A 26,058-nucleotide genomic window follows, 5' to 3' on the forward strand; every position below is an offset into this window, starting at 1 on the left:
CAGCTTATTGATTTTTTCTTCGCTACGACTCGAAAGTAAAAAAACATGCGGGTTCTCGTCAATAACCTTTATATCACATTCCCCCTTTCTCGTTTAGAATATTTTCAAGAAAGCGTTATTGATTCTCACTGATAAGGGGGAAAAGAAATGAACAAGAAAACGAAAGCTTTAGTCTTGTCTCTGTGCATGTCAACCTTAATACTCGCAGCCTGTAGCAATGGAAACGGTGCAGAGAAAGGTTCAACGACCGATCCGGATTCCAACGAGGCTGGAACGACAACCATTCACACCGTAACATCTGAATACACGTCTGCAAAATATCCTAAGGGTGACGACATCACCAACAATGTGTGGATTAAGCGCTACAAAGAGAAGTTTAATATCGATGTGAAAACAGACTGGGTCAGCGATGAGTATGAAACCAAATTGAATTTGGCTATCGCATCGAACGATCTGCCTGACGTCTTCAGGGTTAACCCATCGCAATTGAGACAGTTGGTCGAAGCAGATATGGTCATGGACCTCTCCGAAGTCTTTGACCAACACGCTTCAGATCGACTCAAAGGTTATATGGAAGCGGATGCAGACAGTTACGAGTCCGGAAAAAAGGATGGCAAGCTGTACGGCATACCGCAGATGCATTGGGGATTAATTGAACAACCAGACTTCATCTGGATCCGGAACGACTGGAAAGAAGAATTGGGAGTCCAAGATCCGAAATCTGTGGAAGACATCAAAAATATCGCATTAAAATTCATGGAAAAACACGGCGGTTATGGTATAGCGGTAGACCAATCGTTAGATTACCTCAACCTGCTCGCCATTGCATGGAATGCGCATCCGGATATGTGGATGGAGGATAGCACTGGAAAACTCGTGTACGGCTCCGTGCAGCCTGAGATGAAGGATGCGTTGGCTGAGTGGTCAGAATGGTACAAGCGAGGCATTATTGATCCGGAATTTGCAATCAAAGACTTCAACGCGATGAACGCGGACATTGTCGCCGGCAAAGTGGGAATGCAGCCTTATTACCAATGGTGGGGTTATAATCCAGGTGTCGATACGGTATCCAACTTGGGTAAAGACGCTATCTTCTATCCTTATATCATTCCTACCGTCGATGGGAAGGAAGCCAAACAATCCATCTTTTTCGCCAACAACAATTATATTGTCATGAAGAAGGGATTCAAGAACCCCGAGAAAGTGATCCAGATTTTGAACGACTATGCTTATATCGTGGATGAAGGCAATGGCAAGGAATCTACAGAAACGCTATCTGCTTTGCTGGATAACGATATTGCCCATGTTGTCGGTGCATTCCGTGTACTGAATCCGAATTCGGATTATGAGCAATTTGAGGCGGTGTCGGCTGCCCTTGAATCCAAGGATACCAGTGGACTTACGACTTCGGGTATGTTGCAAAAATATAATAACAGTGTTGAATTCATGGAGAACGCCACCCCAGGAGCAGTCGGTGATTATTTGCAACAAGGTGCTCCCAAAAATGCGTATGGACTTGCCAAAAAAGTACTCGACAGCGAAAACTATACAAAGACAGCCTTATGGGGAGTTACACCAGAGATCCTGTCAAGCTATGGAACAACCTTGGATGATATCCTGACGGAGGGCTTCACTAAGATCATTATGGGTAGCGAAAGTATCGATTATTTCGATGTAATTGTCCAGAACTGGCGAGCAGCCGGAGGTGATGACGCAACCCAGGCCGTCAATGAGGCATACGGAAAATAAAAGTCTGTTGCCAAGAAGGGATGGGAATGTTTTCATCTCTTCTTGGTAGCGGTTACAAATATATTGCGCCACGAACGGAGGAATACGAATGCTGAGAAAATGGCAGCAGCAACGTGCTTACCATCTCATGTTGATTCCAAGCCTGGTCTTGGTCTTCATCTTTAGTTACATCCCATTCTACGGACTTATTATTGCGTTTCAGAAGTACAATCCGGGCCTCGGATTCAATTCGCCATGGGTAGGATGGGATAACTTTACCCACATATTTAATCAGCCGAACTTTGTAAGAACGATCTGGAATACATTGTACATGTCTGTCTTTAAGATTATCGGTGGTATAATCGTGCCCGTAATTTTCGCATTACTGCTCAACGAGGTACTACACAGTGGAATCAAACGTACATTTCAAACACTAGTCTACATCCCGAACTTCCTCTCTTGGGTCATTATGGCCGGCATCATGCTGGATATCCTTAGCTCCGACGGCATTATCAATACATTTCTAAGTGTATTTGGGATTGCACCAATCTCCTTTCTTGGCACACCTTCTATTTTTCCTTGGACGATGATTGTGAGTGACATATGGAAAGGCTTCGGGTTTGGCACGGTTGTTTATTTGGCAGCCCTGACCAGTATTGATCCGGGACTTTACGAAGCCGCGGTGATCGACGGAGCGAAACGGTGGAAACAAACCATCTACATTACGTTGCCTCTTCTCATGCCAACCATTGTTTTAATGACCGTATTATCGCTTGGTAACGTACTTAATGCTGGCTTTGACCAGATCTATAATCTCTACTCCCCTGTCGTCTATCAGACCGGTGATATTATTGATACCTATGTCTACCGTTTAGGAATCCAACAGGCACAGTATTCGATTGGTACCGCTGTCGGGTTATTCAAATCGATCATTTCCAGTGTCCTCGTTGCTGTATCGTACATCCTGGCTTACAGAGTGGCTGGCTATCGTATCTTCTAAGAAGGAGGAACTCACATTATGATCTATGATAAAAGTATGAGCAGGCGTGTATTTCTTATCATAAACTACACCATATTGCTTCTAATCTCTCTCCTGTGTATCCTTCCTTTTGTTAACCTGTTAGCTGTATCATTCAGCAGCAGTGCGGCTGTATCTGCGGGAAGTGTTACGTTCTGGCCAGTGGAATTTACAACAAAGGCATATGAATTTGCATTAACGGGAGGATCATTTTTCTCCTCTCTCTGGATAGCCATTCAACGAACCGTTATAGGGACTTTGTTGAATCTGGTTCTGATCGTACTGACAGCCTATCCACTCTCCAAATCCAAGCAAAAATTGATGGGTCGTAATATCTATATGGGATTTTTCATCGTAACCATGTTATTCAGTGGAGGGCTAATTCCAACCTATCTTGTTGTCGTCAAAATGGGACTGATCGATTCCATATGGTCTCTAATCCTGCCTGGGGCTCTCCCCGTATTCAGTATGATTATCCTCATGAATTTCATTCGGGGGTTGCCCGAGGAGATTGAAGAATCAGCCATTATCGATGGGGCTGGGCCTCTACAGGTTTTGCTTCGTATACTCCTCCCGCTCCTCAAGCCAGCTCTCGCAACCGTTGGTTTGTTCAGTATCGTTGCCCACTGGAATTCGTGGTTCGATGGCATTATCTATATGAACAATCCAGCCAATTATCCATTACAAAGCTACCTTCAGACCCTGCTGCAGAGTTTTGAGCAAATCATGCTGAAATCAGGATCAGATTATACGCAGCTATTGTCCATGATGAACGCCAGAACGGGACGCGCAGCTCAAATGTTCCTGGGTGCCATTCCCATTTTACTCGTGTATCCGTTCCTACAGAAATACTTTACCAAGGGTTTGGTGTTAGGAAGTGTCAAGGGGTAAACAAAAGGGCTTGCAGTTCCTACTGCAAGCCCTTTTATACTACCTATACTCTGAAATGGCAGGCAGCAGAATGGAGAACTTGGTACCTTCACCTACTATACTCTCCACCTGTATGCCATAAGGCTTTCCAAAATGAAGATGAATTCGCCGCTGCACATTATGCAATCCAATCCCACTAGTTCCTGTACCTGCACCGGACTTTTCTTCCATTAGGTTCTGCATCGTATGATGATCCATACCCACGCCATTATCACAGATTTCGATTACAACTTCATCCACCCTCAGTTGAATCCGAATGGTAATGATTCCGTCTTCCTCCAGTTCGGCCAGACCATGAAAAATTGCATTCTCCACAATAGGCTGCAGGATCATTTTGGGCATCCGATAATGCAACACTCTATCCTCTACCTCATATCTCATCTGAATACAATCATAGTACCTGACATTCTGGATCGTTACGTAATTCGTTATATTATCGAGTTCCTCTTGAATCGTTACGAGGGTTCCATCGGATTTTGTTGCATAGCGGAGCATCGAGATTAGGGCATCGGTCATTTCCACAATTTTGTCAGCTTGTTGCATCGAGGCGATCCATTTCACCGACCCTAGTGTGTTATATAGAAAATGAGGCTTGATCTGGTCATGCAGCGCACGCATCTCCGCCTTGGCTTTTTCGATCTCTTCCTGCTGCATCCGTTCGACCAACCGCTTCAACTCGTGGGACATTCTGTTAAATCGAATGGATAAATGTCCAATCTCGTCTCTTGAGCCAATAGGTTCGACTTGTTCAAACTGTCCTTTCTCGACTAGAGCGATATTCCGTAGCAGTTTTTTAATGGGAGTTGTGATCACGTGAGATAGAAAAATGGATATGACGGCAGCAAAAAGAACAATGACTATGGCGAGCGTCACCAGATTACGGCCCAATATTTTGCCATCCGCAGTCAACTCATCCAAAGGCATATATAAGTAAGTTGTCCATTTTTGCTGACTAAGGGGACTGGTCACCACGACATTTAATGATTCAGGTGGACGAACATTGTCCCTGAACAATGTCCCAATTAATCTTTCGTTCACGTTATATACGATCTTGTCGTCCTCATCAACAATCATGAATCTGGAGCGTAATCCTTCCTGCAAATTTCGATTGACAATCTCGATGAATTTGATATCAATGCTGACAACGATCACACCAAGCAGTTCTCCACTAGTTACATCATGAATTTTGCGAGCGTGTGACACTGCCAGTATTTTATTCTCCAATTGCTCGTCAATTCGTGTTGTGAGCGTAATGGTTCGATCATTATCGTGCATGAACTTTTTAAACCATAATTCGTTCGTTACTTTGAAGTTGGGATCAATGGGTTGATGAGGACTGACAAAAAGGTCTTGTCCTCCGTTCATATTGTAGAGGTAGATGGAGAATACCCGATCTTTCATCATGATATAATTCATCAGAATATTGTACGCGGCAATCTCATGTTGTTCATCACCCTCTCGCAGGAAATCCTGGATCGGAAAACTCCCTTCATGAGTTGCAGACAGATTGTCACTAAGGCCATTGCTGGCTAGCAATGAAATTTTCTCAATCTCCTTGAGGAACTCGTCAATGCGAATATTCGTCTGCTTCGCCAGATCGTTTAGCAACGTTGTATAGTTCTGTGCCAACAACCGCTCTGAAGAGTAATACGAATTGATCGTCATCACCAATACCGGAAGGATAATGACCGTCATACAGATCACCATAATTTTGTACTTGATTCGAAAGGGCCGAACATGCTTCATATGCTGCACCTCTATTCACCGATTGCATTCATCCCTGCTGTAACTCTCGATATTCCTCAGGAGTGACACCTACCGATTTTTTGAAAATCTTACTGAAGTACGTGTAATTATGGTAGCCCACCTTTTCCGCTATTTCATACACTCTCATTCCTCTGCTCAATAGATAGGCTTTGGCATGTTCAATTCGAACTCGGGTCAAGTACGTGATAAAGTTCTCTCCTCGTTCCTGCTTGAACACTCGGCTTAAATACGACGGATTAACACTGATTTGGCTAGCGATACTTTGCAAGGAAATGTCCTCCGCATAATACTTGTCGATCAATTCAGTGGCAAGATCGGTGTAGGTGCTTTCCTGTTTGTTTTGAGAATCGGTTTGGAAGTAATACGCAATATGGGCAAGCATATCTCGGTGGATATCCTCCCAATACTCCCCCTTTAGAACGATTTCATAGGGCGATTTCTCCGTTAGAGAAGGTGTCCCTCTCTCCGTAGCTCGGGATAGATGGGAGTGAACGGTCTCCATTACCATGATATATTGCTTGCGAATGCTGTTCTCATCCGCTCGCAGCTGTTCCAGATTGGTTCGGATTCCTTCAAGGAACTCCTCCGCTTTTTTGTTGTCTTTGCTTACCCACAATTTCAACAAATCTCGTTCTTGTTGCGGGCTTAAAGCCTCCTTAACTTCCTGTCGATCTGGAGATTGAAACATGTGCTCGTAATACAATACCTGGTTGCTACCTGTGAAGAATCCTTGTTGCAGAGCACTTTCCGCCTCTTGGCAAGCCTTCTTAATGTGAGGGAAGCCGGAAAGCATCGTACTTACCCCTGCCGTGAGCGACAGATTCATAAAATCCTTGATGGAAGACAGCAATTTGTTACAGAGTTTATTTATATCGGTGTGTACAGATTGGCTCTCAGGATGTACATTGACGATCACCCAATATTCAGAAGAACTTTCAACAAAAATCTCTTTCTCCCACTTCGAGGGAATGATCTCTTCCATAATATTAAGAATTGAAAATCGGAGTAGCTTTTCCCCCTTCTCGATATATTTCCTCTTTGCGTCCTCGTAATAGTTCACGATGAACTTAATGACAACCAGTTGGTCCGAATGGATACGAAACTGCAGTTCTTCTGCTTTGGAGACAATATCCTCTCCATTTATGAATCCGCTTACAATATCTTGAAAGAAACTATCCTTTAGATATCTTAGACTCTTGGAATAATCCTGTCCGATAGAGGGTGTTTTGGTTGGATGAACATGTTCGCTTTGCAGTTTCTGTCCAACCGTGCTCAGGAGCTCAATAAGGGAGGATTCGGTGATCTCGCTTTTGATCAAGTAATCTGAAGCGCCAAGTTTCAGTGCCTCTTTCACATAATGAAATTCGTCAAAATTACTCAGGATGACATACTTACAGGTTCTCAGTAGACAAGAGGCCTCTTGTATAAGCTGCAGTCCATCCATAATCGGCATCTTGATATCTGTAATAATCAGATCAGGCATCACTTCAAGTGCAAGGCTCAATGCCTCTTTACCATTTCCAGCTTCACCAACAACATGGAAATTGTAATCTTCCCAATTCAGCATGGAACGAATTCCAACCCGCATGAGCAATTCATCATCAACGATCATCAGTTTATACATGCGTATCCCCCAACATGAACCATTTTTAAATATTTTACCATTAAACGAACTCTTGCGAAGGAGTCTAACGAACCTTTTGTTTGCGAGAATTATAAATACCACTTTAACAGAACATACGTTCCTGTTATAATCAAATTATCGTATTTGATGCAGTATAAAACTTCTATCTGGAAAGGATACAACTCATGAATTTATACAAGTTTGAATTAACGGTGAATGGATATCTGTTACGTGTTCATTTCAGTGCATCTGAAGAAAGTGGACTGAAATGGTGCAAACGAATTGCTACTGAATTCCAGAGCAACGTTGCCAATCTGGAGATTAAGGTTGATATACATAAAAAGCAGAAACAAAAGCATGCATGGGAATATCACGGTAAGCCGTATCTATATGATCGAACACTCAAGAAAAAACCGCTTGCGAAGAAAAATAAGGCATCTGAATCATCTGCTGTTATGTAAAGGTGTTTAAAATATGTAAGTAAAGACAAGTGAATTGGAACACATTATTTAATCGTTGTTTGATTTTCATATTGAGTGCGATTGTGAATTGTTCTTTCCTGGACGCTACCCCCATAACGACCTCATATCCTTCATTGTTCAGTGTATATTGGTTTGATTATAGAGTTCCTGAGTCATTATACATCATTTAAGTTTCTACGCTATAACATTATGATTAATGAGATATTCGATGGGGGCATCTTCAGGTTATTCTTGTCCTTCACATACTAAAGATAAAAGCTTGCTCCTATGTGGAACAAGCTTTTATCCGTGTCAGTTGTAATAGATAACATGAAAGATTTCTGTTCACCATTTAGTATCTCTCTGATTCCTTAAATATCATATAACGATGGACACCTCTGACAGCACGCATGGCTTCTTGAGCTTGCTGAATCGCAATTTCGCGGTGACCCGATTTTAGTTCGATCGCTGCAAGAAGCGTGAATCTCATCCAGAGCTTACTAATGGATTTCAAGTGTTCCCTCGCCTGATCACTTCTTCCTTCTTCCATAAGCAAATACGTTTCATAATATGTACGATAATCCGATCTACGCATATTATGCACCGCAGTACGAACAGCTACCAAGTCATTGTGATAGATGCCATAAGCTGCATTGTAGACTGCTTGTGTCCTTTTATTCGTGTCTTCATTTCTGATGCGCTCTATTGTGCGTTCCAACTCATCATCAAGTCTGTTTGCGAGAACGTAATAGATATAAAGCCTTGGATTATTTTCCTGTCTGCGTAAAAAAGCCTCGACGCGGTCCATACGTGTTTCCCAACCCAGAGGATAAAAAATACGAATGGTAAACATAATCAGAGTAGCGGTGAGAACGACCCCAAGTATTAAAAACAGAGATTGTTCATTCATCTTCATGTACACAACAAACAAAAATACGGCCAAATAAAAAACAATATCCCACTTATATTTTCCCATCATCCATCTCCTTTATTGACATAAAGAACTATTATATCAAATAAAACCCCAAGGAGCATATGCATCGCATCCTTTGGGGTTTATAAGTATTTATAAAAGTTAATTTATTAAATTGTTCGACAACCGACAGTATTTTCTACGTAATAGACTATATTTTATGCCCCGGTGTCTCCAATCATTTGTCGTTCAATTTGCTTCATTTCATAAAAATAACCTTTTTGCTCCATCAGCTCGGAGAAAGAGCCCGACTCCACGATCTTACCTTGGTCCATGACAACAATGCGATCCATCTCTTCCAATCCCGTCAGCCGATGACAGATCAACAGAAGTGTATCTTCGGAGGCCTGGGCCAGAAGATGCTGCAATACACGTTGCTCTGTAACGTAATCCAGTGAAGACGTCGGTTCATCCAGCAGCCATAACCGTCCTTTGCGCAGCATGGCCCGTGCAAGAGCTAACCGCTGCTTCTCGCCATCCGATAGGTTCTCTCCTTTTTCATATACCATATCGGTCAACAATTTATTCGGCAATTGTACTTTATCCAGCACAACCAACAGTTGTTCATCCGAATGTTCTTCTCCATTCAGTAGCAGGTTATCCCGGATGGTTCCCCGGAAGAAATGACTTTGCTGCAACACGACATTCGCGTTTTGCCAAATGCTCTCTTCATTCAGTTCCTGCACCGGAACATCGTTTAACCGTATATCGCCAGACGTTGGTGCACGCAGCTTGAGTAGCAGATCGATAATCGTTGACTTCCCTGACCCGCTTGGTCCAACAATCGCTGTTTTGGAGCCTGCTGCAAGTTTCAGGGATAGCTCTCTGAGCGCCGCTCTCCATTCCCCTTCATATTGGAAGTTAACACGAGATAACTCGATCGAAACTGCATGATCGTCTGACACTTCACCGCTTGGCTGTACAGGTTGCACATCGGAGGTCGGCACCGTTTCCGACAGTCGCTGAGCTGCATGTTCGCTATCCTGCTTATATAGGGGTAATATTGCCATTGCCGCAGCTTCTTCGAACAAGGTCTGCGTAGCCAGGATCAGCATGGCGAGGAATACACCGGCGAACACTCCGTTCATAATTAAGAAAGCGCTCAGTGCAAGCACACCCCATGTTACGAGATATGTCACAAAAACGTGCATGGATTGCCCTCGCAGCAAGTGTGAAGCGGCTTGTTTCTGTTCTGTTGCCAATGTAGCGGAAGCCTGCTGAAGCTGTTGCTCGCGTTGTTCCAATTGACCGTATACTTTCAGATCCCGGAAACCATACAACACTTCGGTTACTTCCGTGGACAGCAAGGCCCGTTGCTGGCGGACACGTCCATGTATTTTTCGCTGACCTAACAAGACAATACCTGGTACAACAAAAGCCGTGATCAGCATGCCGAGTACTAACAAGCACGCTATCCAGATTGAAAAGACCGAAGTGAACAGCATGGTAGCCAAAAACACCATAACAACAATGATCGGAGGATATGCGACGCGCAAAAAGTAATTTTGCAAACTTTCCACATCACCCACGATCCGTGCAAGCAGATCTCCACTTCGGTTTTTGTTCAAAATACCCGGCGTTACCGGAATGAGTTTGGCAAAAAAGGACGTTCGCAAACGGCTTAGCATGGAGAACGTCGCCCTATGGGAATACAAACGTTCTGCGTAACGACTCGCCGCTCGAAGAAAGCCGAGCAGTTTAACCATCGAGGTAAGCACAATTAAGGTGTATAGCGGAGGCGCAAATACCGTTTGCGAAATCATGTACCCGCTCGCGGAAAAGAGAGCCACCCCTGCTATGCCGGCGATGAATCCGCCTAATATCGAAAGCAAGATATCCTTGCGCTCCTGAATCATCGCTTTTGACAGTATCGTCAGCTCATTCATGCTAACCCTCCTTTTCGCCCAACATCCACCATCTCGGCATATTGAGGCAAGCGGACAAGAAGCTCGTGGTGAGGTCCTGAATCCACCAACACCCCATTGTCCATAAACAAAATGTTGTCCGCATGTTGAATCGTATATAAACGGTGTGCCACCGTAATCATCGTTGCCGTTTTGGCTAATGACGCAATCGATTGTTGCAGTACCCGCTCAGTGTGTAGATCAAGTCCAACAGTGGGTTCGTCGAACAAAATAACGGCTGGTTTCTTCAGAAAAGCACGTGCCAGGGCAAGTCGCTGCTTTTCCCCACCAGATAGCCCCCGACCACCCTCACCAACATTGGTATCCAATCCCTGTTCCAATTGAGCGACAACACCAGCAAGTCCTGCTTCCTCTGCAGCCTGCTCTATTTCAGCTCTGGAGACATTTCGACCTGCGCCAATCGAGATATTTTCGGCAAAGGTACCTGCAAAAATATAGGGATGCTGTGTAATGTAGCTAACATGCTCGAACCATGCAGTTTCATCATGTTGCGAAAGCTCGCTTCCATTAACCAGAACCGCTCCCGAATCTGGTTTCAGCAAACCGGCCATGAGATGAAGCAGCGTGGTTTTACCTGAGCCGCTTTTGCCTACAATAGCGATCTGTTCTCCCGGTCCAATCGAGATCTGTCCAGTCTGAAGACCAAAGGAATTCGATGCGTACTGGAACCGGACATGCTCCAGTTCAATGGTTGGTGGCATTGGAATCAACTCAGCAGAAGCTTTACGAAGTTCTTCTGCATGTGCTGTTACATCGACATCGGTAAATTCACTTGGATCGAACCCTTCTTCAAGCTTCGTTGGTGTGCTCATGATAGTGGTTTCCTCAAGCATCTGTTCCACCTTACGAATGGCCCCCATACTGGTTCGTCCGCTGTGAAAAGCTGTTCCCGTATTCTTCAACAGGCTGTAAAACTCAGGGACGAGCAGCAACACAAGAAAGGCCGTGTGGAAGCTCATCGATTTGAACACAAGTAACTGAATAGCCAGTTCAAGCGCAACAATACCGATGCTTAACATGACGATAGCTTCGAGCATAAACGTATTTGTAAAGGCAATCTTCAAAATGCCCATGGTGGCATCTCGAAACCCCAGACTGCTGCGTTCAATTCTCTGCTGCTGACGTTTAGCCCGCCCGAATATTTTCAACGTATCCAGCCCTTGAAGCGAATCCAGAAATGTACCAGAAAACTCTGCCAGCTGCGCGTACTTCTCCTCGGATTTGTTCTTTGTCTTGAGTCCCACCAAAATCATGAAGAGCGGGATAAACGGTGCTGTAAACAGCATAATGTAGCCTGTGTTAGCATGCTGCGTAAACGTAACAATCAGAATCAGAATCGGGATCATCGCAGCTTCCATCATACGCGGCATATATTGACTGAAATAACTGTCGGCTTCATCCACAGCATCCAGAGCAATACTGACCTTTCCCCCCGTCTGTCCACGAAGGGTTGAAGGCATGGAAGCGCGGGTAAGGTTCTGCAACACAGAAGCTCGCATATTTGTCTTGGCACGGGCTGCCATATGCAAGCCCACTTTCCCGTTACCATACGTCAACAGTGTGCGTACAGCCATAACAGCTAGCAATAGTCCAAGCAACAGCATCACTGATGAGAAGGAAGCTCCCTCTACAAAGATTCGCTGCACTGCTTCGGCCACCAATGTGGCCTGGCTTACAATAGCTACACCAAGGGCCAGCGAAATGATCGCAAGGAGTAGTCTGTTTTTTAGTTGTAAAGACATTTGCTGCGAGATCAGATTCGATTTGGCTTTCCTCTTCACAGAACGCTCCTCCTTTATTTTTTCCCTTTGACATAATCCGCATCAAACAAGAACAGTTTGAAGACCAGAATAAGAGAAGGAATTAACAGGCACAGACCACCGATAAACACAACGACGAGTGCGAACCCCATCGCTGGTGGTGTAGCGCTGCTCTGAATGGTGATGAATGGATCAAGAATATAAGGATATTGTCCAATCCCATATGCAAAAAAGGCTGTGAAAAATTGCAGCATGATGCAAATAAAAGCTAATCCGTAACGGCGTCCGTTATACAACAGCCACATGGCAATCATGAAAAATGCAACGGAAAGCGCCAGCAACCACCATAAATCCATCATGTTTTGGAAATGACGCTCATTGTGTTGACCCAAATATATAAATGCAGTCAGCGCGAGAATGATGGTCGGTGTACTCCAGAACAAAGCATAGTTACGCATCAGTTTTAATGCCGAATGATCCTCTGCCCGAGAAGCGTAAAATGTAAGAAATGATCCGCTAATGAACAATACGGATACGATGGCGAGTCCAACGATGCTCCACGATAATGGATTCGTAAATAGTGCCCAGTAATCAAGGGAAACCGTCTCGCCTTGCTTTAGAATAAAGCCACCTTCAGACAATGTTAGTGCCACTGACAACGACGCCGGAATAAGCAACCCTGTAGCTCCGTATAAAAACAGATATACGATGTTATTTTTGGAACCATAATTCTCGAAAGCATAGAACGACCCACGAATAGCCAGTAAAATGACGGCTATACTTCCCGGAACAAGCAGCGCGGATCCATAATAGTAAGCAGTATCCGGAAAGAATCCAACGATGCCAATATAGAAAAAGACAAAAAATACGTTGGTGATCTCCCAGACCGGTGATAGATACCGGGAGATCAGACGATTAATCAGGTGATCCTGCTTCGTCAGGCGTGCATAAAAGGCGAAAAATCCTGCTCCAAAATCGATGGAAGCTACAATAAGATAGCCATACAAGAACAGCCAGAGTACCGATATCCCAATCAACTCATAACTCATCAGCTTTTGTCCCCTTTCTCGGCTGATTGATCATGCTTCTCCTTCAACCATTTCTCCATCTCAAGCTCAGCAGGATTGTTATTGAACAACCGTCTCAACACGAGGACACAGATGACGCCGAGCACAATGTACAGAAGCAAGAAGACGAAAAATAAAATTCTTACACTCGGTGAAGAAGTAGCAGCCTCTTCTACGCGCATATAACCTCGGATGATCCAGGGCTGCCTCCCCACTTCTGCATAGAACCAACCCATCTCAACGGCCAGAAATGCAAGCGGTGCACTGAGTGCAACCATACGTAGCATCCACTTGTTAAATGGATTGCGCTTCTTCCAGAACACAAACAGGAAGTATAGAGATGAGATCGCGAGCAGAGCGAATCCGATTCCAGCCATCAGATCAAACAAGTAATGCACAAGTAATGGTGGGTGCTCATCAGGTGGAAATTCATTCAACCCGGTTACCTCAGCGTTAAAGTCTCCAAAGGCAAGGAAACTGAGCACTTTCGGCAAATGAAGGGCGCCTATAATTTCATGTTCTGCATTCAGCCATCCCAATAAAATTAAGTCCGCGCCGCTTTCCGTCTCGAAATGCCACTCGGCAGCTGCGAGTTTCTCCGGTTGATGCTCAGCCAAAAACTTGGCAGACACATCTCCAGCTAAAGAATTTAATAAACTGAATACCAGTACAACGGCCATCATCAGGTTTAAGCCTTTCTTGTGATAGGCCGACACGCCTTTTCTCAGCATCGCAAAGGCTGCAATTCCTGCTAACAGCGCAGCTCCTGTCAGATAGGCCGAGCTTAATACATGGAATACCTTGGAGAACGTCGCCGCATTCAGCATTGCTTGTACAGGGTTCACTGCCATGAATTGACCTGCTTCCATAACAAAGCCTTCAGGCTGGTTCATGAATCCGTTCACTGTTGTAATAAAAACAGCAGACATGCCTGCCCCGGCAACAACTGGTATAGTCAGCAACCAGTGGATATAGGGATTTTTGAACCGATCCCACGTGTACAAGTAGATGCCCAAGAAGATCGCTTCAAAAAAGAACGCGAATACTTCCATAAATAGGGGCAGTGCAATGACATTTCCGGCCAGTTTCATAAAATTCGGCCATACCAGGGCCAACTGCAGTGATATCGCGGTACCTGTCACGACACCCACCGCCACAGAAATGACGAACCCTCTGGACCACCTCTTCGCCATAAGTATGTAATGGTGATCCTTCTTCCGAATACCGATGAATTCTGCGATAGCAATCATCAAGGGTACACCGACACCCAGCGTTGCAAAAATCACGTGGAAACCGAGCGTCAAACCCGTCACGAGCCTGCTCCATAAAACCGTATCAATAGCCATTCTTTGTGTTGCCTCCTTTCAAACTCTGTTCAATTTAGAAACATTCAATATCAGATTTGGCCAAGCTTAGTACACAGTTGCGAAAAATTTCACAAAGTTAGGTATGACGATATCTTGCCACACCTATAATGCGTTTACTCCTGTTGGCCCCCGATTATAAGAAGCATTGGATGCCTATTAAAATCTGATATGGATGCACTTAAGGTACTAACCAAGCCTATTAATCAAAATTATTATATCTTTATTTTTACCTAATTCAATCAAAGTCACGTCTTCTACCCTAAACGTTCAAGAAAGGATCAACTCTTTCTGACAACTTGGTGAAAAACAAAAAATACACCCAATAGAGCTATTGATTCATTGGGTGTAAACGTGGTATTGCACGGCAGATTTGCTATTTTACTTGCTTACTTGCTCCGGACTCACCGCACCTGCCTCGCGACGTACGCTCATAATGATCAGTGATGCAGCTAATACCGTAAGGATGATTCCAAGCAGCTGAAATCCTGTCACATTAAAGGTATCTCCCATAACAATTCCAATCAATAATGATGATAAAATGGTCCCCAGGTAGCGTGACGTATTAAAAATACCCGATGCGACTCCGATCATTTCTTTGGGTGTGCTTTTGAACAGTGCTGCCTGCATGCCGACCGCGTTTAGGCCATTACTTATTCCAAATAAAGCTAAGGCAACAATGATTATGAAGATTGGAGAAGTTTCATTCATAACAACGATTAATATAGAGCCAAATGTCATTAAAGAAGCGGATACGATCAGAGCTGGCCGTGATCCCGATCTGTCAATCCAGCGCCCTGCGATCGGAGCAATAATGACTGAACATAACCCCAAAGCTAGCATGCTCATTCCTGCATGAACTTCGTTGAGATGACGTACCTGCTTCAAATACGTAGGAACTCCAAAAAAAAGTGCGTAAAACAGGATGTTCACCAGCATGTATTGCACATTCACCCAAGTCATCTCGGGATATGAGGCAAACGTTCGCAGAGGGATGAAAGGCGTGGCTGCTTTTAATTCATATCGGATGAACATGACGAGTACGATTAACCCGATCCCCCCTATCAGCAGTTGCCATGTTGAAATATCTCCTGTGGAATTTACTGAAAGTAAACTGATAAGCAGAGTCACCAAAGCTACCGTAAACATCAGGATACCTGGTGCGTCAATTAACGCAAGCCATTGCCGAATGGACATGTGCCCAGAGATAGACGAAAATTGCTCGTCCTTCGGGATTGTCTTCCAGGCGAACCAAAAGCTTGCCAAGACAAACGGAATATTAACGAAGAATATGCTGTGCCAGTCCCACCAATGAATCAATACTCCACCAATAAAAGGTCCAATTGCAGCCGCTCCAGAAAGGAATATAGCCAAGGTGGACAAGGCGGAGGCTTGTTTTTCAGTTACATTAATTCTGACAATTGCCATTCCAACGGCCACCATCATGCTTGTGCCAATCGATTGAATAATCCGAAATACGATAAGCCACGAAAAGCTCGAAGCCCACGGAGCTAGCATGGACGATACAAAAACAACAACAAGACCCATGAGGAAGATCTTCCTGCGGCCAAACAAATCACTACACTTGCCCATGACGGGTTGAGCGACAGCACTGGCAATGTAAAATGATAAAATAATCCACGAAACGGCTGTAAAATTAAGTTGATAAACTTGTTGTAGCCTGGTAATTGCCACCGAAATCATGGAGGAATTCAACGGATTCAACATAATTCCAAGTCCAACAGCTAACATCAATCCTTTATTTCGAACCTTCATCGGTGCATCACTCCTTCTTCTGCTGTCATCTTACTTGAAAACATTCATTTATTCCAACGCATTATATGTTATGATTTGATGAACTAGAAGGAATGAAGGAATGGTGCAAATGGAACTTCTTCAACTAAAATATTTCCTGACAGTGGCCCGATGCGAACATGTTACGGAAGCTGCGGGAAAGCTGCATGTCACGCAATCCTCCCTGAGCAAAACAATACAACGATTAGAGGACGACCTGGGAGTCCCTTTATTTGATCGAATCGGGAGAAAGCTGCGACTAAACGACTTTGGAAGAATATTTCTTCAGAGGACTGAAAAAGCTCTATTTGAATTGGAACAAGGAAAGCGGGAAATCGCTGACTTCTCCAATCCGGATCAGGGTACACTGCAATTGGCGGTGACTACGGCAAGTACTTTGCCAGGTATACTACAGGAATTTCGAAAAAATAGCCCGGACATTCAGTTCCATGTGCAAATGGTTTCGTTAGAAAACATGTCCAAGCTTCTACATCGGGGCGAGGTTGATTTTTGTCTCTCCTCCCCTCCGATTCAAGGTGACGACATCGAATGTCAGATACTATATGAAGATCCGATCGTAGTCGCTGTACCTATGGGGCATCGACATGCAGACCGAAGCAGCATTCAATTAACCGAACTTAAGGACGAGTGGTTTGTTGGGGTGAAGCAAGGGTATGGGATTCGTGATATGGTAGATTCCGTATGTCAATCCGCTGGTTTCCTACCGAAGTATGTATATGAAGGTGATGAGCCTGCAAGATTAACAGCCCTTGTGGAGGCGGAGATTGGTCTCGCTTTTATACCTAGTACGGCCAGAAACCCGCATGAGCGCATTAAATATCTTCAGGTAGAGGAACATCAACTCGTTCGGAAAATCGCTCTACTTTCGCATAAAAACAGGTATATTTCCAAAGCCGCTTTAGAGTTTCGCAGCGTGGTTACGGACTATTTCAATGCTATGCCATGAGCATAAATTCAATATAAAGGAGATGTCCTTTTGATATTAAAAGCAGAAAAATTTGATTATATTTCAGAGACAGAGCGGCTAATCATCCGACCATTACAGAAAGACGACTATGAAAATTGGTTGAATGAGTTTGAAAACCGCTTGCCCTCCCAACACCGCCATGATAAAGGAAAAATGGATATGAGTGAATGTACCACGGATTGGTTTCATGATCTGGTAGATCGACACCAGGAGTTAGCGCGTACGGATGCCGTTTATGTATTTGGAGTATTTAGAAAGCAAGATGGTACACATCTGGGTATGATTGATATTGCGACATTGGCAAGAGATCATTTTCAATGGGGAAGCTTCGGATATACGATCCATAATCAGTATTGGCGAAAAGGTTATGGGAAAGAAGCAGTGAATGAAGCACTTTATATTGCATTCGAACATCTGAAATTCCACCGCATAGAAGCTCATATTAATGTGGATAACACCCCTTCTATAAAGTTAGCTGAAAGCGTTGGTATGGAATTTGAATGTGTGCGTAAAGGTTTCATACACGAAAATGATGAGTGGACCGATCATCTGGTTTATTACAAAAATTTCACTTAAACTACTTCCACCGATAATCAAAAGAGCGAACATAGCACTTGCGTGCCCTGTTCGCTCTTCTTCATGCATCCGTATTGATTCCTTCACTTTACTCGTCCAAGCTGTTCCAGAAGGATTGAAACGTAACTTTTTCAACTTCGAGAAATGCAGGAACATTGCCGTAACGCACTAGACCTTCACCAAACAGAACCAGTGGGACTTGCGTTTTGTCTTCCAGCGTGAGATAGATGATCTTGCGATCTTCCTTGCCGTAGAGTTTCTCTTCCAACTCCGGACTCGTTGCAATCGGCTTTGCAGCATTTAGCGATGCGATGAAGCTGTCCAGGGCTTTATCCGTTGTTAACGGCTGAAACTGCTGCTTTCCATTGTTCCAGCTATCAAACGTCTCCCATTGTGCCGAGGCAACGTTACCTTCGAGATGAAGCTTGCCAATCAAATCGGCTCCACTAGTGATGGTGATCCCGTTATTCTTATCGAATAGTTGAGCATACACCTGACCATCGATCTCAGTGTAAGACATGATGCGGAAGTCCTTGTCGTAGCCATTGACCGCATAGATGTCTGCTTCGCCAATGTTGGAAGCAAGCTCCGTATATTTATCCTGGCCGCTCAGTTCATTGATGCCACCAGTTGTAGTACCAAGCTTTTCGCCCCGCAGGTTGAGTGCATTTACGCCTTCAAGCAATGTTGGGGACTGTGTATATACGTTTCCTTCATATACAACCAGTTGCATCATATCCGCCATCGCGCCTTTCCCCTGTGAATCAGGCAGCTCCATCTTCGGAATCACGATCGGAACAAATGACGCGCCCGGAGTCACCTCTGCCACCTGAGGAGTTGGTGCGCCTGGTCCATTGAATTGTTGCCACACACTCGGTGCAGCCAAGCCAATGCTGGCAGCGATAACAACACTTGCTGCGATGTATAATGGTTTACGTTGACGTTTTGGTCCCTGATGTTGCGTGTTTAAGGATTGCTCAACCCGCTTTTTCATTTGCTCATTTGTTTTCATATGATCCACCGCTTTCTTGTAGTTTTGTTTGAATTGTTCTTCGTTCATTGCAGTTCCTCTCCTTCCAGCTCCAGTTTCAACAGCTCTCTTCCTCGCTTTAACCTCATCTTCACCGCTGACTCGCTGATCTCCAGAATCTCGCTGATTTCTCGAATTGCATAATCTTCGTAATAATACAGATGAACCACCGATCTATACTTGAGGGGCAGTGACAGCACAAGTTCGATCAGCGCGTGATCTTCCGGGTTGTCCGGTGTAAGGGCATCGACACCCTCCAGCTTGACCTCCCGTTTGCGCCAGCCTCTGCCTAATAAGGATTTGCAATGATTGGTGATGACCCGAATCAACCATGCTTTCTGATGCTCTGCATCGTTGAATGTAGGGGCTTTTTCTATTAGTTTGATGAAGGTATCCTGAGTGGCTTCCTCCGCGTCTTCCCGTCTGCCGAGGTGCACCATGGCAATCCGGAACAGCGTATCCGCGTATGTCTCATAAACTTTCATCACATGATCGCCCAGCTGGGGCACTGATCGCTGCATGGTTGTTATGCCCTCCTTTATACCTCTAACACTCTTACGGACGGCATTTGGTCACATTTTGTTTTAGATTTTTTTACTGGTCCATTTCTTTCAAAATGAAAAAAAGAAAAGCAGCCCCATGAAAAGGAGTTGCTTTCTTCATCTTCGTCTTTATTTTTATATAAAATGCATATCGTTTCACCAACTAGAATTTTTTCTGTAAAAGCTCGATGTTATCTTCCAAGCTGCTATCCAGCTCTACGCCAACCTTCTGTAGTTTGTTTTGGTAATATGTCTTCACATCATCCCATTTATAGTACGGATAGGTCTTTGTTTCAATCGGGAACGCGATTTCTTCTTCATTTCTAAGCATTTTCACGAGGACATCCTTACCATTGGAGTACAAAATCCATTGGATGTTTGCTCCCATCGGTGAGATGACTGAGCCATTCCAGTTTTCGGTCACGTCCTGCGGTTTGTCGATACTCACATTAGCTCCGGCGATATCCAGGAATGAAGATAATGGAATAATGGTTTCTGCGTGAGCAAAACGAAATATACCAGCCGTGTCTTTCTGCTGAATGGACTGTTCGGTAGACACGATCAATTCTTTGACCAGGGGTGCAATGATATTCTGCGGCAGATCCGTGGATGTTAAGGATGGACCTTTTTCATAGAAATCATTGATATTGTCAATACTCTCGTACCATTTCAACTGATTAGCCGTGAAATACCGCCCGAATTCGAAGTCACCTTCTCCTTTAATATTCGAAGAAATGATGTACAGTTCGTATAAATTCGAAGCCGCTTCGGTTGGGTTGCTCAGTTTCACTTTTCCTTTCTCATCCTTCAGCTCGAACTCTCCCGAATTCAATCTCTGATAAAAGTCCTCAGTGAAAAATTGCAAAAGCACTTCTTTTGCATAACGCGTTCCCGTGCTCTGTGTAACATAATTCTCGTATAACTTAACCCAGTCTCCATCTTCAACGTATTCATTGTACTTTGTCGCTAGATCGTAAGGCCGTAGATAAGGGTCGTTCCCTTCTTCAAAGGCTGAAGATAGAATGTCCACCTTGTTATCTCCCAAGCTTTCCTCTAATCCGTCAATAAACTGATCTCTGCTCTGAGGCGTTCGATCTTTGAAGGTAGCCTGCGCAATTACTTTTTTATCTGATGTAAATAGTCCTTTAAAATTCTGCCCGACTCTGGTTCCTATTCCCTTCAATTCTTCTCCGCCCGTAACGGATAACAAGCCATAATGATCTTTTTCAACCTTCATCAGTTTGCCAATTTCTTTCTTCAGCTCTTTACCCAGATTGGTAGCCTGCCCATCCTTTTCAGCGATATTGAGCAGTTCATAGAGTGTTTTATCATACTTGGAACTGGATAGATGTCTGGAACCATGTCTGCCTATGTAATTAATAAATACCGGTTCATATCCATCAGGTGCTTTTGTATAATTTGTTTCCTTAAACGGATATGGCGTTTTGGTGCCGCGGTACCCCTGCTCATCGTTGATTTTTTGTCCAACAAAGACCGTTTGGGTGTTATTATCCCAGTCTACCTCTTGCCCCAAGGCCTCCCCTATCGCTCTTGCAGGCACATATGTGACCCCATTATAGAGAAATGATTCACCCTCCACCTTTTGTCCGTTCACAACCACATTGGCCGATTGTTCAGAAACTTCGATCATGCGTTTGGAGCCTGCACCATATACGTCAAACATACTTACAGATGTTAGCAGGGTGAGCGATACTACTGAAATCCCGATTTTTTTGATCATCATATTGAATAGTCTTCTCCTTAGTCCGCCTGATATTGGTTTATTTTCGCTCATCATACTATAGGTGAGAAGTGTCTGCGCTGTATCCATACTTTGTTAATTAAATGTAAAGGAATACATATAAATATTGACGCAAAATCTTATAACGACAAAAAAAAGAGCCGCTCCTTAGCGACTCTTAAACTGCATAACAGGCTGTCTTGATCCGATACATATGAACAAATTCGTTATCATAACGTTCTGTATATTTTTATATCTACGCCTGACTCCGTTGAATGACCTTCTCCAACTAACGTTTCACTATTCAAAAAAGATAATGCCTTGCTATCCGTAATCATTTTGGGAGAAGTGCGAAATAAAGCAGTTTTCAGCGTTTTATCGATATTTCCATTGTTCTCAATATAAATTTTACAGGCGTGTCCTGTGTAGTCTTTGCCTTGAATCATGTATCTTGCCGATAGCGTATGCGGGTCACCATTCTTCCCGATGATCTGTGTATCCACTCCTCCATCCAGCACAATTCCCTCAAAGTAATTTCCGGTCACGCTGCCTGTAAAGGTAATCATGACAACCGAATCCTCTTCGTTATTCTGTAAATCAAATGATCTTTCAATGTTCACATGTACCGTAAACAATTCCTCTAATTTCACGCGTTTCCAACTCCACTCTGCTTCTGGTATGTTAACAGTAAATCACTACTTACAGAAAATCCGGTGGGTCTGATGAGTTCTAAAACAAGTTCGTTCCATCGATTCTCAGGAATGTCGGTAAAGTAAAACACGTGCTGCTCTCCAGGTGATAAATCCGGGATGAGTTCAGACATGACATCACCGAGCGGGTCAACCAGTTTAAGCGTGTAACCGGATATCCGATAACATGGAATGTCATTCCGGTTCTTCACGGCTACTACAACTTGGGACTCCTCCTTTTTCAACTCCACGTTGATGTTAATTGGTGAAGCTAGTTGGCGTAAAGCTTCGTAAGAAGGCTTTGGCGTGCCGTCTAAACTCATGGAACCATGTACCCTTTGACGTAGCCTACCCTCTCCTTCCTCACCCATTTGCGTTCGATAATCGTTTAGGCTGAAGTATATGAGCGCAGCAATAGCAGGATGCTTCCGATATTCCCTTGTGTTTTCCACCAGGATCTGTGTACGACGTTCATCCCCGCCCTCATATGCAGGCTCACATAGTCCATATTCAGCTACCACAAGAGGTTTATTTGGGAAGCTCCTTGTGATATTCCGGATAATTTCCGGCCTGTTCAGATCACCGTGCCATGTTCCGATATAATCGTTCCACATCACGATATCGCCTACACCTGTGGCATCCTGAGTGGGATTTTCATGCACAGTATTGGATACATAGTTAATAAATCTCGTGTCATCGAGTTCCTGCACCAGTGTTTTGAGCTCCGCAAAATAGTTGACCGTAACAGTGGACTGTCCGTTCACCTCGTTGCCGATCCCCCATGCATAGATACAAGGATGATTATAGTGACGATGAACCATTTCTTGGGCATGCTTCATTGAAATGTTCAACCACTCATTATCCGGATCTTGTGGTGTCTGCCAATGTGGAATCTCTTCTTGCACCAATAAGCCGTTACGGTCACACCATTCAAGCAACTTGCTGTCCTGCTGCCAGTGAAAACGGGTAATTACACAATTCGCGTGTTTTATATGATGAAGCATCTCTTCCAACTGCGCTACCGATTCCGCCATGCCACTCATAGGGTTCGATCCGGGCATCCATTCTACCCCCATGAGACGAACCGGCTCACGGTTAAGCAACAATGTATTTCCTTCTGAGCGAATCTCTCTAAATCCTATTGCTATAGATACCTCGTCTGCAGGGACCCCATCCGAGTATATAGCAATTGTTACGGTATATAGATGCGGATGATCAAAATGCCACAACTTAAGTCCTTCCACCTTGATGTCCCGAAAGCGTAGGACCTTTTTATCGCCGGACAGTTCGCATTCATTCGAAGTCAACAAGTCTCCTTCAGACGCAATCATCACTTTCAATTGGACAGATGTACACTCAGACTCTTGTACGTTCTCCCACAAACGAATCTCACCAGATAACATGCCGTATGGAGCGCGAGTTGCATCCGTAACGTCCGTGAAGTAAGGGACAGCTTGAAGTTTGGAATAGTCTATTGCGGTTCGACCGCTAACCACTAACGATACACCACGAATGATTCCTCCGTCGTCTGCCCAATCAAAGCTATTGCCCAAGGGAAGAGCCGTTGGACTATTTTCATTATTCACGGATACCACGATTCGATTGGTTGTATCAAAGTTAACTGCATCAGAGATCTCTATGATAAATGGAGTGTAACCCGATTGAGTATGTTCTCCTAAACGTTTTCCGTTTACCCAAACTACTGCATCTCGATAAACTGCATCAAACTGTAAACGCAGTAATTTCCCTTTCCATTCCAAAGGAGCGTACACATCCTGACTATACCACCCTGTTCCACGAAACTCCTCTAATCCATTTTGTGTATTCCAGGTGTGGGGAATATTAATGATCTCGCCCAGGGGCGGACCTTGTTCATACCATTGTAGTTCCATGCCCTGATTCTCGGTATCTGCCTGAAACAACCATGATTCTTCCAATAAAACTACTGTTCTAGCATTCATTCTGACTCCTCACTTTCTCATGCTGTTTTTCAATATGATATCGAAGTCTTCTCTGTAGGGCCATTCAACATCCGCTGAATGTCATGGACAATCTGGGGACAAAAAAAGATTTACAGATCTCCATCGAACCATTTAAAATAGTTTACATACTGTAAAGGTTAACACGATGTAAATGAAGGAGCTTATAACGAACATGAGTACATTACCAAAAGCAATTCGCTTTCCACTATTCATTCTGATGTTAAACCTGTTTATCGCATTATTGGGGCAAGGCATGCTCATCCCCATATTGCCGGAGTATTTGAAGCTTTTCCATGCTGGAGGCACTGTCGCAGGATTTCTGGTAGCGGCCTTTGGTGCAGCTCAATTCTTCTTTTCACCTCTGGGAGGACAATTGTCTGATCGTTTTGGACGCAAAAAGTTGATCATGGCTGGTATGTTTCTGTCTGTTGTTTCAGATATCATATTTGCATTATCGACATCATTGCCGTTCCTCTATGTTGCACGATTTATCGGGGGAATCAGCCTCGGTTTAATGGTTCCTGCGAACCTTGCTTATGTCGCTGATATTACAACACCGGAGACTCGTGCGAAAGGCATGGGCTATTTCGGCGCAGCAATGAATTTGGGAATGGTTCTCGGACCTGGTCTTGGTGGGCTCATCGCCGAGATGGGTATTCGCATGCCCTATTTCTTTGCGGCTGGTCTGGGACTGATTGCGGCATTGATGACGCTACTATTGCCTGAGACACTTCCCCCGGAAAAAAGAACTGGCTCCATCCGACTTCAGAAGGGAGATCACCTGGGTAAGAAAATCTGGAGTTCATTTAAAGTCCCCTATTTTAAATACTTGATTGTGCTGCTCGTTATGACCTTTGGCCTCATGAGTTATGAGACCGTATTCGCACTTTTTGCAGAACAAAAATATGGATTCAACGCTGCTACGATCTCCATTATTATTACCTTGGGCGCAATTATCGGTATCGTTGTGCAAATCTGGCTTTTGGATTGGTTTGTACAGAGAATTGGTGAAATTAAGCTGATCCGTCTCTCCTTAATAATCACACCCATAGCTTTGTTGTTAATGTTAATTAAAGTAAACCTGGTCTTTCTGTTATTCGCTTCTACGTTATTCTTTGCCTTTAATTCATTTTTGCGACCTTCGGTCAGCACGTTAATATCCAAAAATGCTGGAGATCGACAAGGTTATGCATCGGGTCTGAATACGACATTTTCCAGTCTCGGAACGGTGATTGGCCCGCTGATTGCAGGACTATTGTTTGACAAAAACATAAACTTCCCGTATATTTTTGGTGCAATTATGCTGCTCGCTTCTCTCGGACTTACCTTGAACGCATTTCGTTCGAAGAAAGGACAACGGTATATAAGTGAATGAAAATTGGCATCAACAATTGGGAAATAAACATCGCGATGATTTGATCGCAGCAGGTAAGGAGCTTTTTTTGAAATATGGATTGCTCCAAGTGAAGATTAAGGATGTATGTACGAAAGCTGAACTTAGCAGAGTGACCTTTTATAAACATTTTCAGTCTATGGATGAGCTTCTTCTGGCCATTCAGATGCAACTGATTGAACATCTAACGGATGAGGTTAGCCGTGCATCGATGAAGGACATGAACGGGCGAGAACAACTGAGGGACATGTTGAATGCATGGGTTGTTTATGCCCAGCATCATCCAGACTACATCCGGTTTATTCAATTATTTGATATCAACTACGAGATGTATGATTTTAGTCCTGAATTAAGAGAAGTGTATGATACCTTCAACCAGAACGGGAAAGAAAAGCATTTCCTGATGGGCGCTTTATCCCAAGGCGTTGTTGACGGCAGTATTAAGAATCAATCTCCTCCGCTGGACCTGGCTCTGTTTATCTTCACCACGATGATGGGCATGCTCCAGCGCATGGTAACCATTGGTGGTGCTCAGGATCATTCATTGGATATGCGTATGACGGAGCAATTTGTGAAGATGCTGCTCCATTTTGTTTGTAGCGAAGAACTACCTGAATGAGGGCATGGTAGATGGATCGGTAAAATCAACGTTTAGTTTAAAACAAAAAAAGCGGATTCCGTATGCTGGAATCCGTCTTTTTGTTCT

21 protein-coding genes are annotated in these 26,058 nt (G+C 44.0%); 8 read left to right on the forward strand and 13 right to left on the reverse strand.

What is annotated here, in order from left to right; genetic code table 11:
- Positions 1-147 precede the first annotated feature (147 nt).
- The 3 genes from MHH93_RS03085 (at position 148) to MHH93_RS03095 (ending at position 3,637) form a co-directional block, all read left to right on the forward strand.
- Positions 148-1,749, forward strand: a complete 1,602-nt coding sequence (locus MHH93_RS03085; RefSeq protein ID WP_500052740.1) for a type 2 periplasmic-binding domain-containing protein — start codon at positions 148-150, stop codon at positions 1,747-1,749.
- A gap of 88 nt (positions 1,750-1,837) precedes the next feature.
- Positions 1,838-2,728 (forward strand): ABC transporter permease, encoded by an 891-nt coding sequence (locus tag MHH93_RS03090; protein ID WP_500052741.1) that lies wholly within the window; start codon positions 1,838-1,840, stop codon positions 2,726-2,728.
- Between the two features lie 18 nt (positions 2,729-2,746).
- On the forward strand, positions 2,747-3,637 hold the full coding sequence (locus MHH93_RS03095) for a carbohydrate ABC transporter permease (RefSeq protein ID WP_500052742.1): 891 nt from the start codon (positions 2,747-2,749) through the stop codon (positions 3,635-3,637).
- A 39-nt stretch (positions 3,638-3,676) separates the two neighbouring features.
- On the opposite strand, the gene MHH93_RS03100 is transcribed toward MHH93_RS03095, so the two are convergent.
- Together MHH93_RS03100 and MHH93_RS03105 are read right to left on the reverse strand one after the other, a co-directional pair.
- Positions 3,677-5,422, reverse strand: coding sequence for a cache domain-containing sensor histidine kinase (locus tag MHH93_RS03100; protein WP_500052743.1), 1,746 nt, complete (start codon positions 5,420-5,422; stop codon positions 3,677-3,679).
- A 28-nt stretch (positions 5,423-5,450) separates the two neighbouring features.
- Complete coding sequence (locus MHH93_RS03105; RefSeq protein WP_500052744.1) at positions 5,451-7,067, reverse strand: helix-turn-helix domain-containing protein; 1,617 nt, start codon at positions 7,065-7,067, stop codon at positions 5,451-5,453.
- A 185-nt stretch (positions 7,068-7,252) separates the two neighbouring features.
- Between MHH93_RS03105 and MHH93_RS03110 the strand changes: the two genes are divergently transcribed.
- The gene (locus MHH93_RS03110; RefSeq protein WP_500052745.1) at positions 7,253-7,528 is read left to right on the forward strand and encodes a hypothetical protein; all 276 of its coding nucleotides are present in this window, start codon (positions 7,253-7,255) and stop codon (positions 7,526-7,528) included.
- Between the two features lie 352 nt (positions 7,529-7,880).
- On the opposite strand, the gene MHH93_RS03115 is transcribed toward MHH93_RS03110, so the two are convergent.
- From MHH93_RS03115 to MHH93_RS03140, 6 genes are all read right to left on the reverse strand, one after another.
- Positions 7,881-8,507: a hypothetical protein gene (locus MHH93_RS03115; RefSeq protein ID WP_500052746.1), complete on the reverse strand. Its 627-nt coding sequence runs from the start codon at positions 8,505-8,507 to the stop codon at positions 7,881-7,883.
- Between the two features lie 152 nt (positions 8,508-8,659).
- On the reverse strand, positions 8,660-10,387 hold the full coding sequence (cydC, locus tag MHH93_RS03120; protein WP_500052747.1) for a thiol reductant ABC exporter subunit CydC: 1,728 nt from the start codon (positions 10,385-10,387) through the stop codon (positions 8,660-8,662).
- Entirely contained in the window at positions 10,384-12,168 is a 1,785-nt protein-coding gene (gene cydD, locus MHH93_RS03125; RefSeq protein ID WP_500053310.1) for a thiol reductant ABC exporter subunit CydD, read from the reverse strand. Before cydD ends, cydC begins: the two co-directional genes overlap by 4 nt.
- 53 nt (positions 12,169-12,221) lie before the next feature.
- The gene (locus tag MHH93_RS03130; protein ID WP_500052748.1) at positions 12,222-13,235 is read right to left on the reverse strand and encodes a cytochrome d ubiquinol oxidase subunit II; all 1,014 of its coding nucleotides are present in this window, start codon (positions 13,233-13,235) and stop codon (positions 12,222-12,224) included.
- The gene (locus MHH93_RS03135; protein ID WP_500052749.1) at positions 13,235-14,599 is read right to left on the reverse strand and encodes a cytochrome ubiquinol oxidase subunit I; all 1,365 of its coding nucleotides are present in this window, start codon (positions 14,597-14,599) and stop codon (positions 13,235-13,237) included. Before MHH93_RS03135 ends, MHH93_RS03130 begins: the two co-directional genes overlap by 1 nt.
- 399 nt (positions 14,600-14,998) lie before the next feature.
- Positions 14,999-16,393 (reverse strand): MFS transporter, encoded by a 1,395-nt coding sequence (locus MHH93_RS03140; RefSeq protein WP_500052750.1) that lies wholly within the window; start codon positions 16,391-16,393, stop codon positions 14,999-15,001.
- 109 nt (positions 16,394-16,502) lie between these two features.
- On the opposite strand from MHH93_RS03140, the gene MHH93_RS03145 reads away from it, so the two are divergent.
- Together MHH93_RS03145 and MHH93_RS03150 are read left to right on the forward strand one after the other, a co-directional pair.
- Positions 16,503-17,378 (forward strand): LysR family transcriptional regulator, encoded by an 876-nt coding sequence (locus MHH93_RS03145; RefSeq protein ID WP_500053311.1) that lies wholly within the window; start codon positions 16,503-16,505, stop codon positions 17,376-17,378.
- A gap of 30 nt (positions 17,379-17,408) precedes the next feature.
- A complete protein-coding gene (locus MHH93_RS03150; RefSeq protein ID WP_500052751.1) occupies positions 17,409-17,975 on the forward strand; it encodes a GNAT family N-acetyltransferase in 567 nt (188 codons plus the stop codon).
- Between the two features lie 88 nt (positions 17,976-18,063).
- On the opposite strand, the gene MHH93_RS03155 is transcribed toward MHH93_RS03150, so the two are convergent.
- The 5 genes from MHH93_RS03155 to MHH93_RS03175 all read right to left on the reverse strand — a co-directional run bounded on the left by MHH93_RS03155 (position 18,064) and on the right by MHH93_RS03175 (position 23,938).
- Positions 18,064-19,035: a hypothetical protein gene (locus tag MHH93_RS03155; protein WP_500052752.1), complete on the reverse strand. Its 972-nt coding sequence runs from the start codon at positions 19,033-19,035 to the stop codon at positions 18,064-18,066.
- Positions 19,032-19,526: an RNA polymerase sigma factor gene (locus tag MHH93_RS03160; protein ID WP_500052753.1), complete on the reverse strand. Its 495-nt coding sequence runs from the start codon at positions 19,524-19,526 to the stop codon at positions 19,032-19,034. The genes MHH93_RS03155 and MHH93_RS03160 overlap by 4 nt, the downstream gene beginning before the upstream one ends.
- A 184-nt stretch (positions 19,527-19,710) precedes the next feature.
- Positions 19,711-21,291, reverse strand: coding sequence for a histidine-type phosphatase (locus tag MHH93_RS03165; RefSeq protein ID WP_500052754.1), 1,581 nt, complete (start codon positions 21,289-21,291; stop codon positions 19,711-19,713).
- A gap of 227 nt (positions 21,292-21,518) precedes the next feature.
- Positions 21,519-21,938 carry a DUF3237 family protein gene (locus MHH93_RS03170; RefSeq protein WP_500052755.1) on the reverse strand — a complete coding sequence of 140 codons (420 nt, stop codon included), beginning with the start codon at positions 21,936-21,938 and terminating at the stop codon, positions 21,519-21,521.
- Positions 21,935-23,938 (reverse strand): glycoside hydrolase family 2 protein, encoded by a 2,004-nt coding sequence (locus MHH93_RS03175; RefSeq protein ID WP_500052756.1) that lies wholly within the window; start codon positions 23,936-23,938, stop codon positions 21,935-21,937. Before MHH93_RS03175 ends, MHH93_RS03170 begins: the two co-directional genes overlap by 4 nt.
- Positions 23,939-24,131: 193 nt before the next feature.
- Here MHH93_RS03175 and MHH93_RS03180 point away from each other — a divergent pair, with 193 nt between their 5' ends.
- Positions 24,132-25,334 carry an MFS transporter gene (locus MHH93_RS03180; protein WP_500052757.1) on the forward strand — a complete coding sequence of 401 codons (1,203 nt, stop codon included), beginning with the start codon at positions 24,132-24,134 and terminating at the stop codon, positions 25,332-25,334.
- Positions 25,327-25,971: a TetR/AcrR family transcriptional regulator gene (locus MHH93_RS03185; RefSeq protein WP_500052758.1), complete on the forward strand. Its 645-nt coding sequence runs from the start codon at positions 25,327-25,329 to the stop codon at positions 25,969-25,971. The genes MHH93_RS03180 and MHH93_RS03185 overlap by 8 nt, the downstream gene beginning before the upstream one ends.
- The last annotated feature ends 87 nt before the right edge of the window (positions 25,972-26,058 follow it).

This window comes from Priestia sp. FSL H7-0729 (assembly GCF_038005685.1).
Classification (GTDB): domain Bacteria; phylum Bacillota; class Bacilli; order Paenibacillales; family Paenibacillaceae; genus Paenibacillus.

Coding starts and splice junctions, on each gene's coding strand:
- MHH93_RS03085 (WP_500052740.1), top strand. CDS start 148: ATGAACAAGAAAACGAAAGCTTTAGTCTTGTCTCTGTGCATGTCAACC.
- MHH93_RS03090 (WP_500052741.1), top strand. CDS start 1,838: ATGCTGAGAAAATGGCAGCAGCAACGTGCTTACCATCTCATGTTGATT.
- MHH93_RS03095 (WP_500052742.1), top strand. CDS start 2,747: ATGATCTATGATAAAAGTATGAGCAGGCGTGTATTTCTTATCATAAAC.
- MHH93_RS03100 (WP_500052743.1), bottom strand. CDS start 5,422: ATGAAGCATGTTCGGCCCTTTCGAATCAAGTACAAAATTATGGTGATC.
- MHH93_RS03105 (WP_500052744.1), bottom strand. CDS start 7,067: ATGTATAAACTGATGATCGTTGATGATGAATTGCTCATGCGGGTTGGA.
- MHH93_RS03110 (WP_500052745.1), top strand. CDS start 7,253: ATGAATTTATACAAGTTTGAATTAACGGTGAATGGATATCTGTTACGT.
- MHH93_RS03115 (WP_500052746.1), bottom strand. CDS start 8,507: ATGATGGGAAAATATAAGTGGGATATTGTTTTTTATTTGGCCGTATTT.
- cydC (WP_500052747.1), bottom strand. CDS start 10,387: ATGAATGAGCTGACGATACTGTCAAAAGCGATGATTCAGGAGCGCAAG.
- cydD (WP_500053310.1), bottom strand. CDS start 12,168: ATGTCTTTACAACTAAAAAACAGACTACTCCTTGCGATCATTTCGCTG.
- MHH93_RS03130 (WP_500052748.1), bottom strand. CDS start 13,235: ATGAGTTATGAGTTGATTGGGATATCGGTACTCTGGCTGTTCTTGTAT.
- MHH93_RS03135 (WP_500052749.1), bottom strand. CDS start 14,599: ATGGCTATTGATACGGTTTTATGGAGCAGGCTCGTGACGGGTTTGACG.
- MHH93_RS03140 (WP_500052750.1), bottom strand. CDS start 16,393: ATGAAGGTTCGAAATAAAGGATTGATGTTAGCTGTTGGACTTGGAATT.
- MHH93_RS03145 (WP_500053311.1), top strand. CDS start 16,503: ATGGAACTTCTTCAACTAAAATATTTCCTGACAGTGGCCCGATGCGAA.
- MHH93_RS03155 (WP_500052752.1), bottom strand. CDS start 19,035: ATGAACGAAGAACAATTCAAACAAAACTACAAGAAAGCGGTGGATCAT.
- MHH93_RS03160 (WP_500052753.1), bottom strand. CDS start 19,526: ATGCAGCGATCAGTGCCCCAGCTGGGCGATCATGTGATGAAAGTTTAT.
- MHH93_RS03165 (WP_500052754.1), bottom strand. CDS start 21,291: ATGATGATCAAAAAAATCGGGATTTCAGTAGTATCGCTCACCCTGCTA.
- MHH93_RS03175 (WP_500052756.1), bottom strand. CDS start 23,938: ATGAATGCTAGAACAGTAGTTTTATTGGAAGAATCATGGTTGTTTCAG.
- MHH93_RS03180 (WP_500052757.1), top strand. CDS start 24,132: ATGAGTACATTACCAAAAGCAATTCGCTTTCCACTATTCATTCTGATG.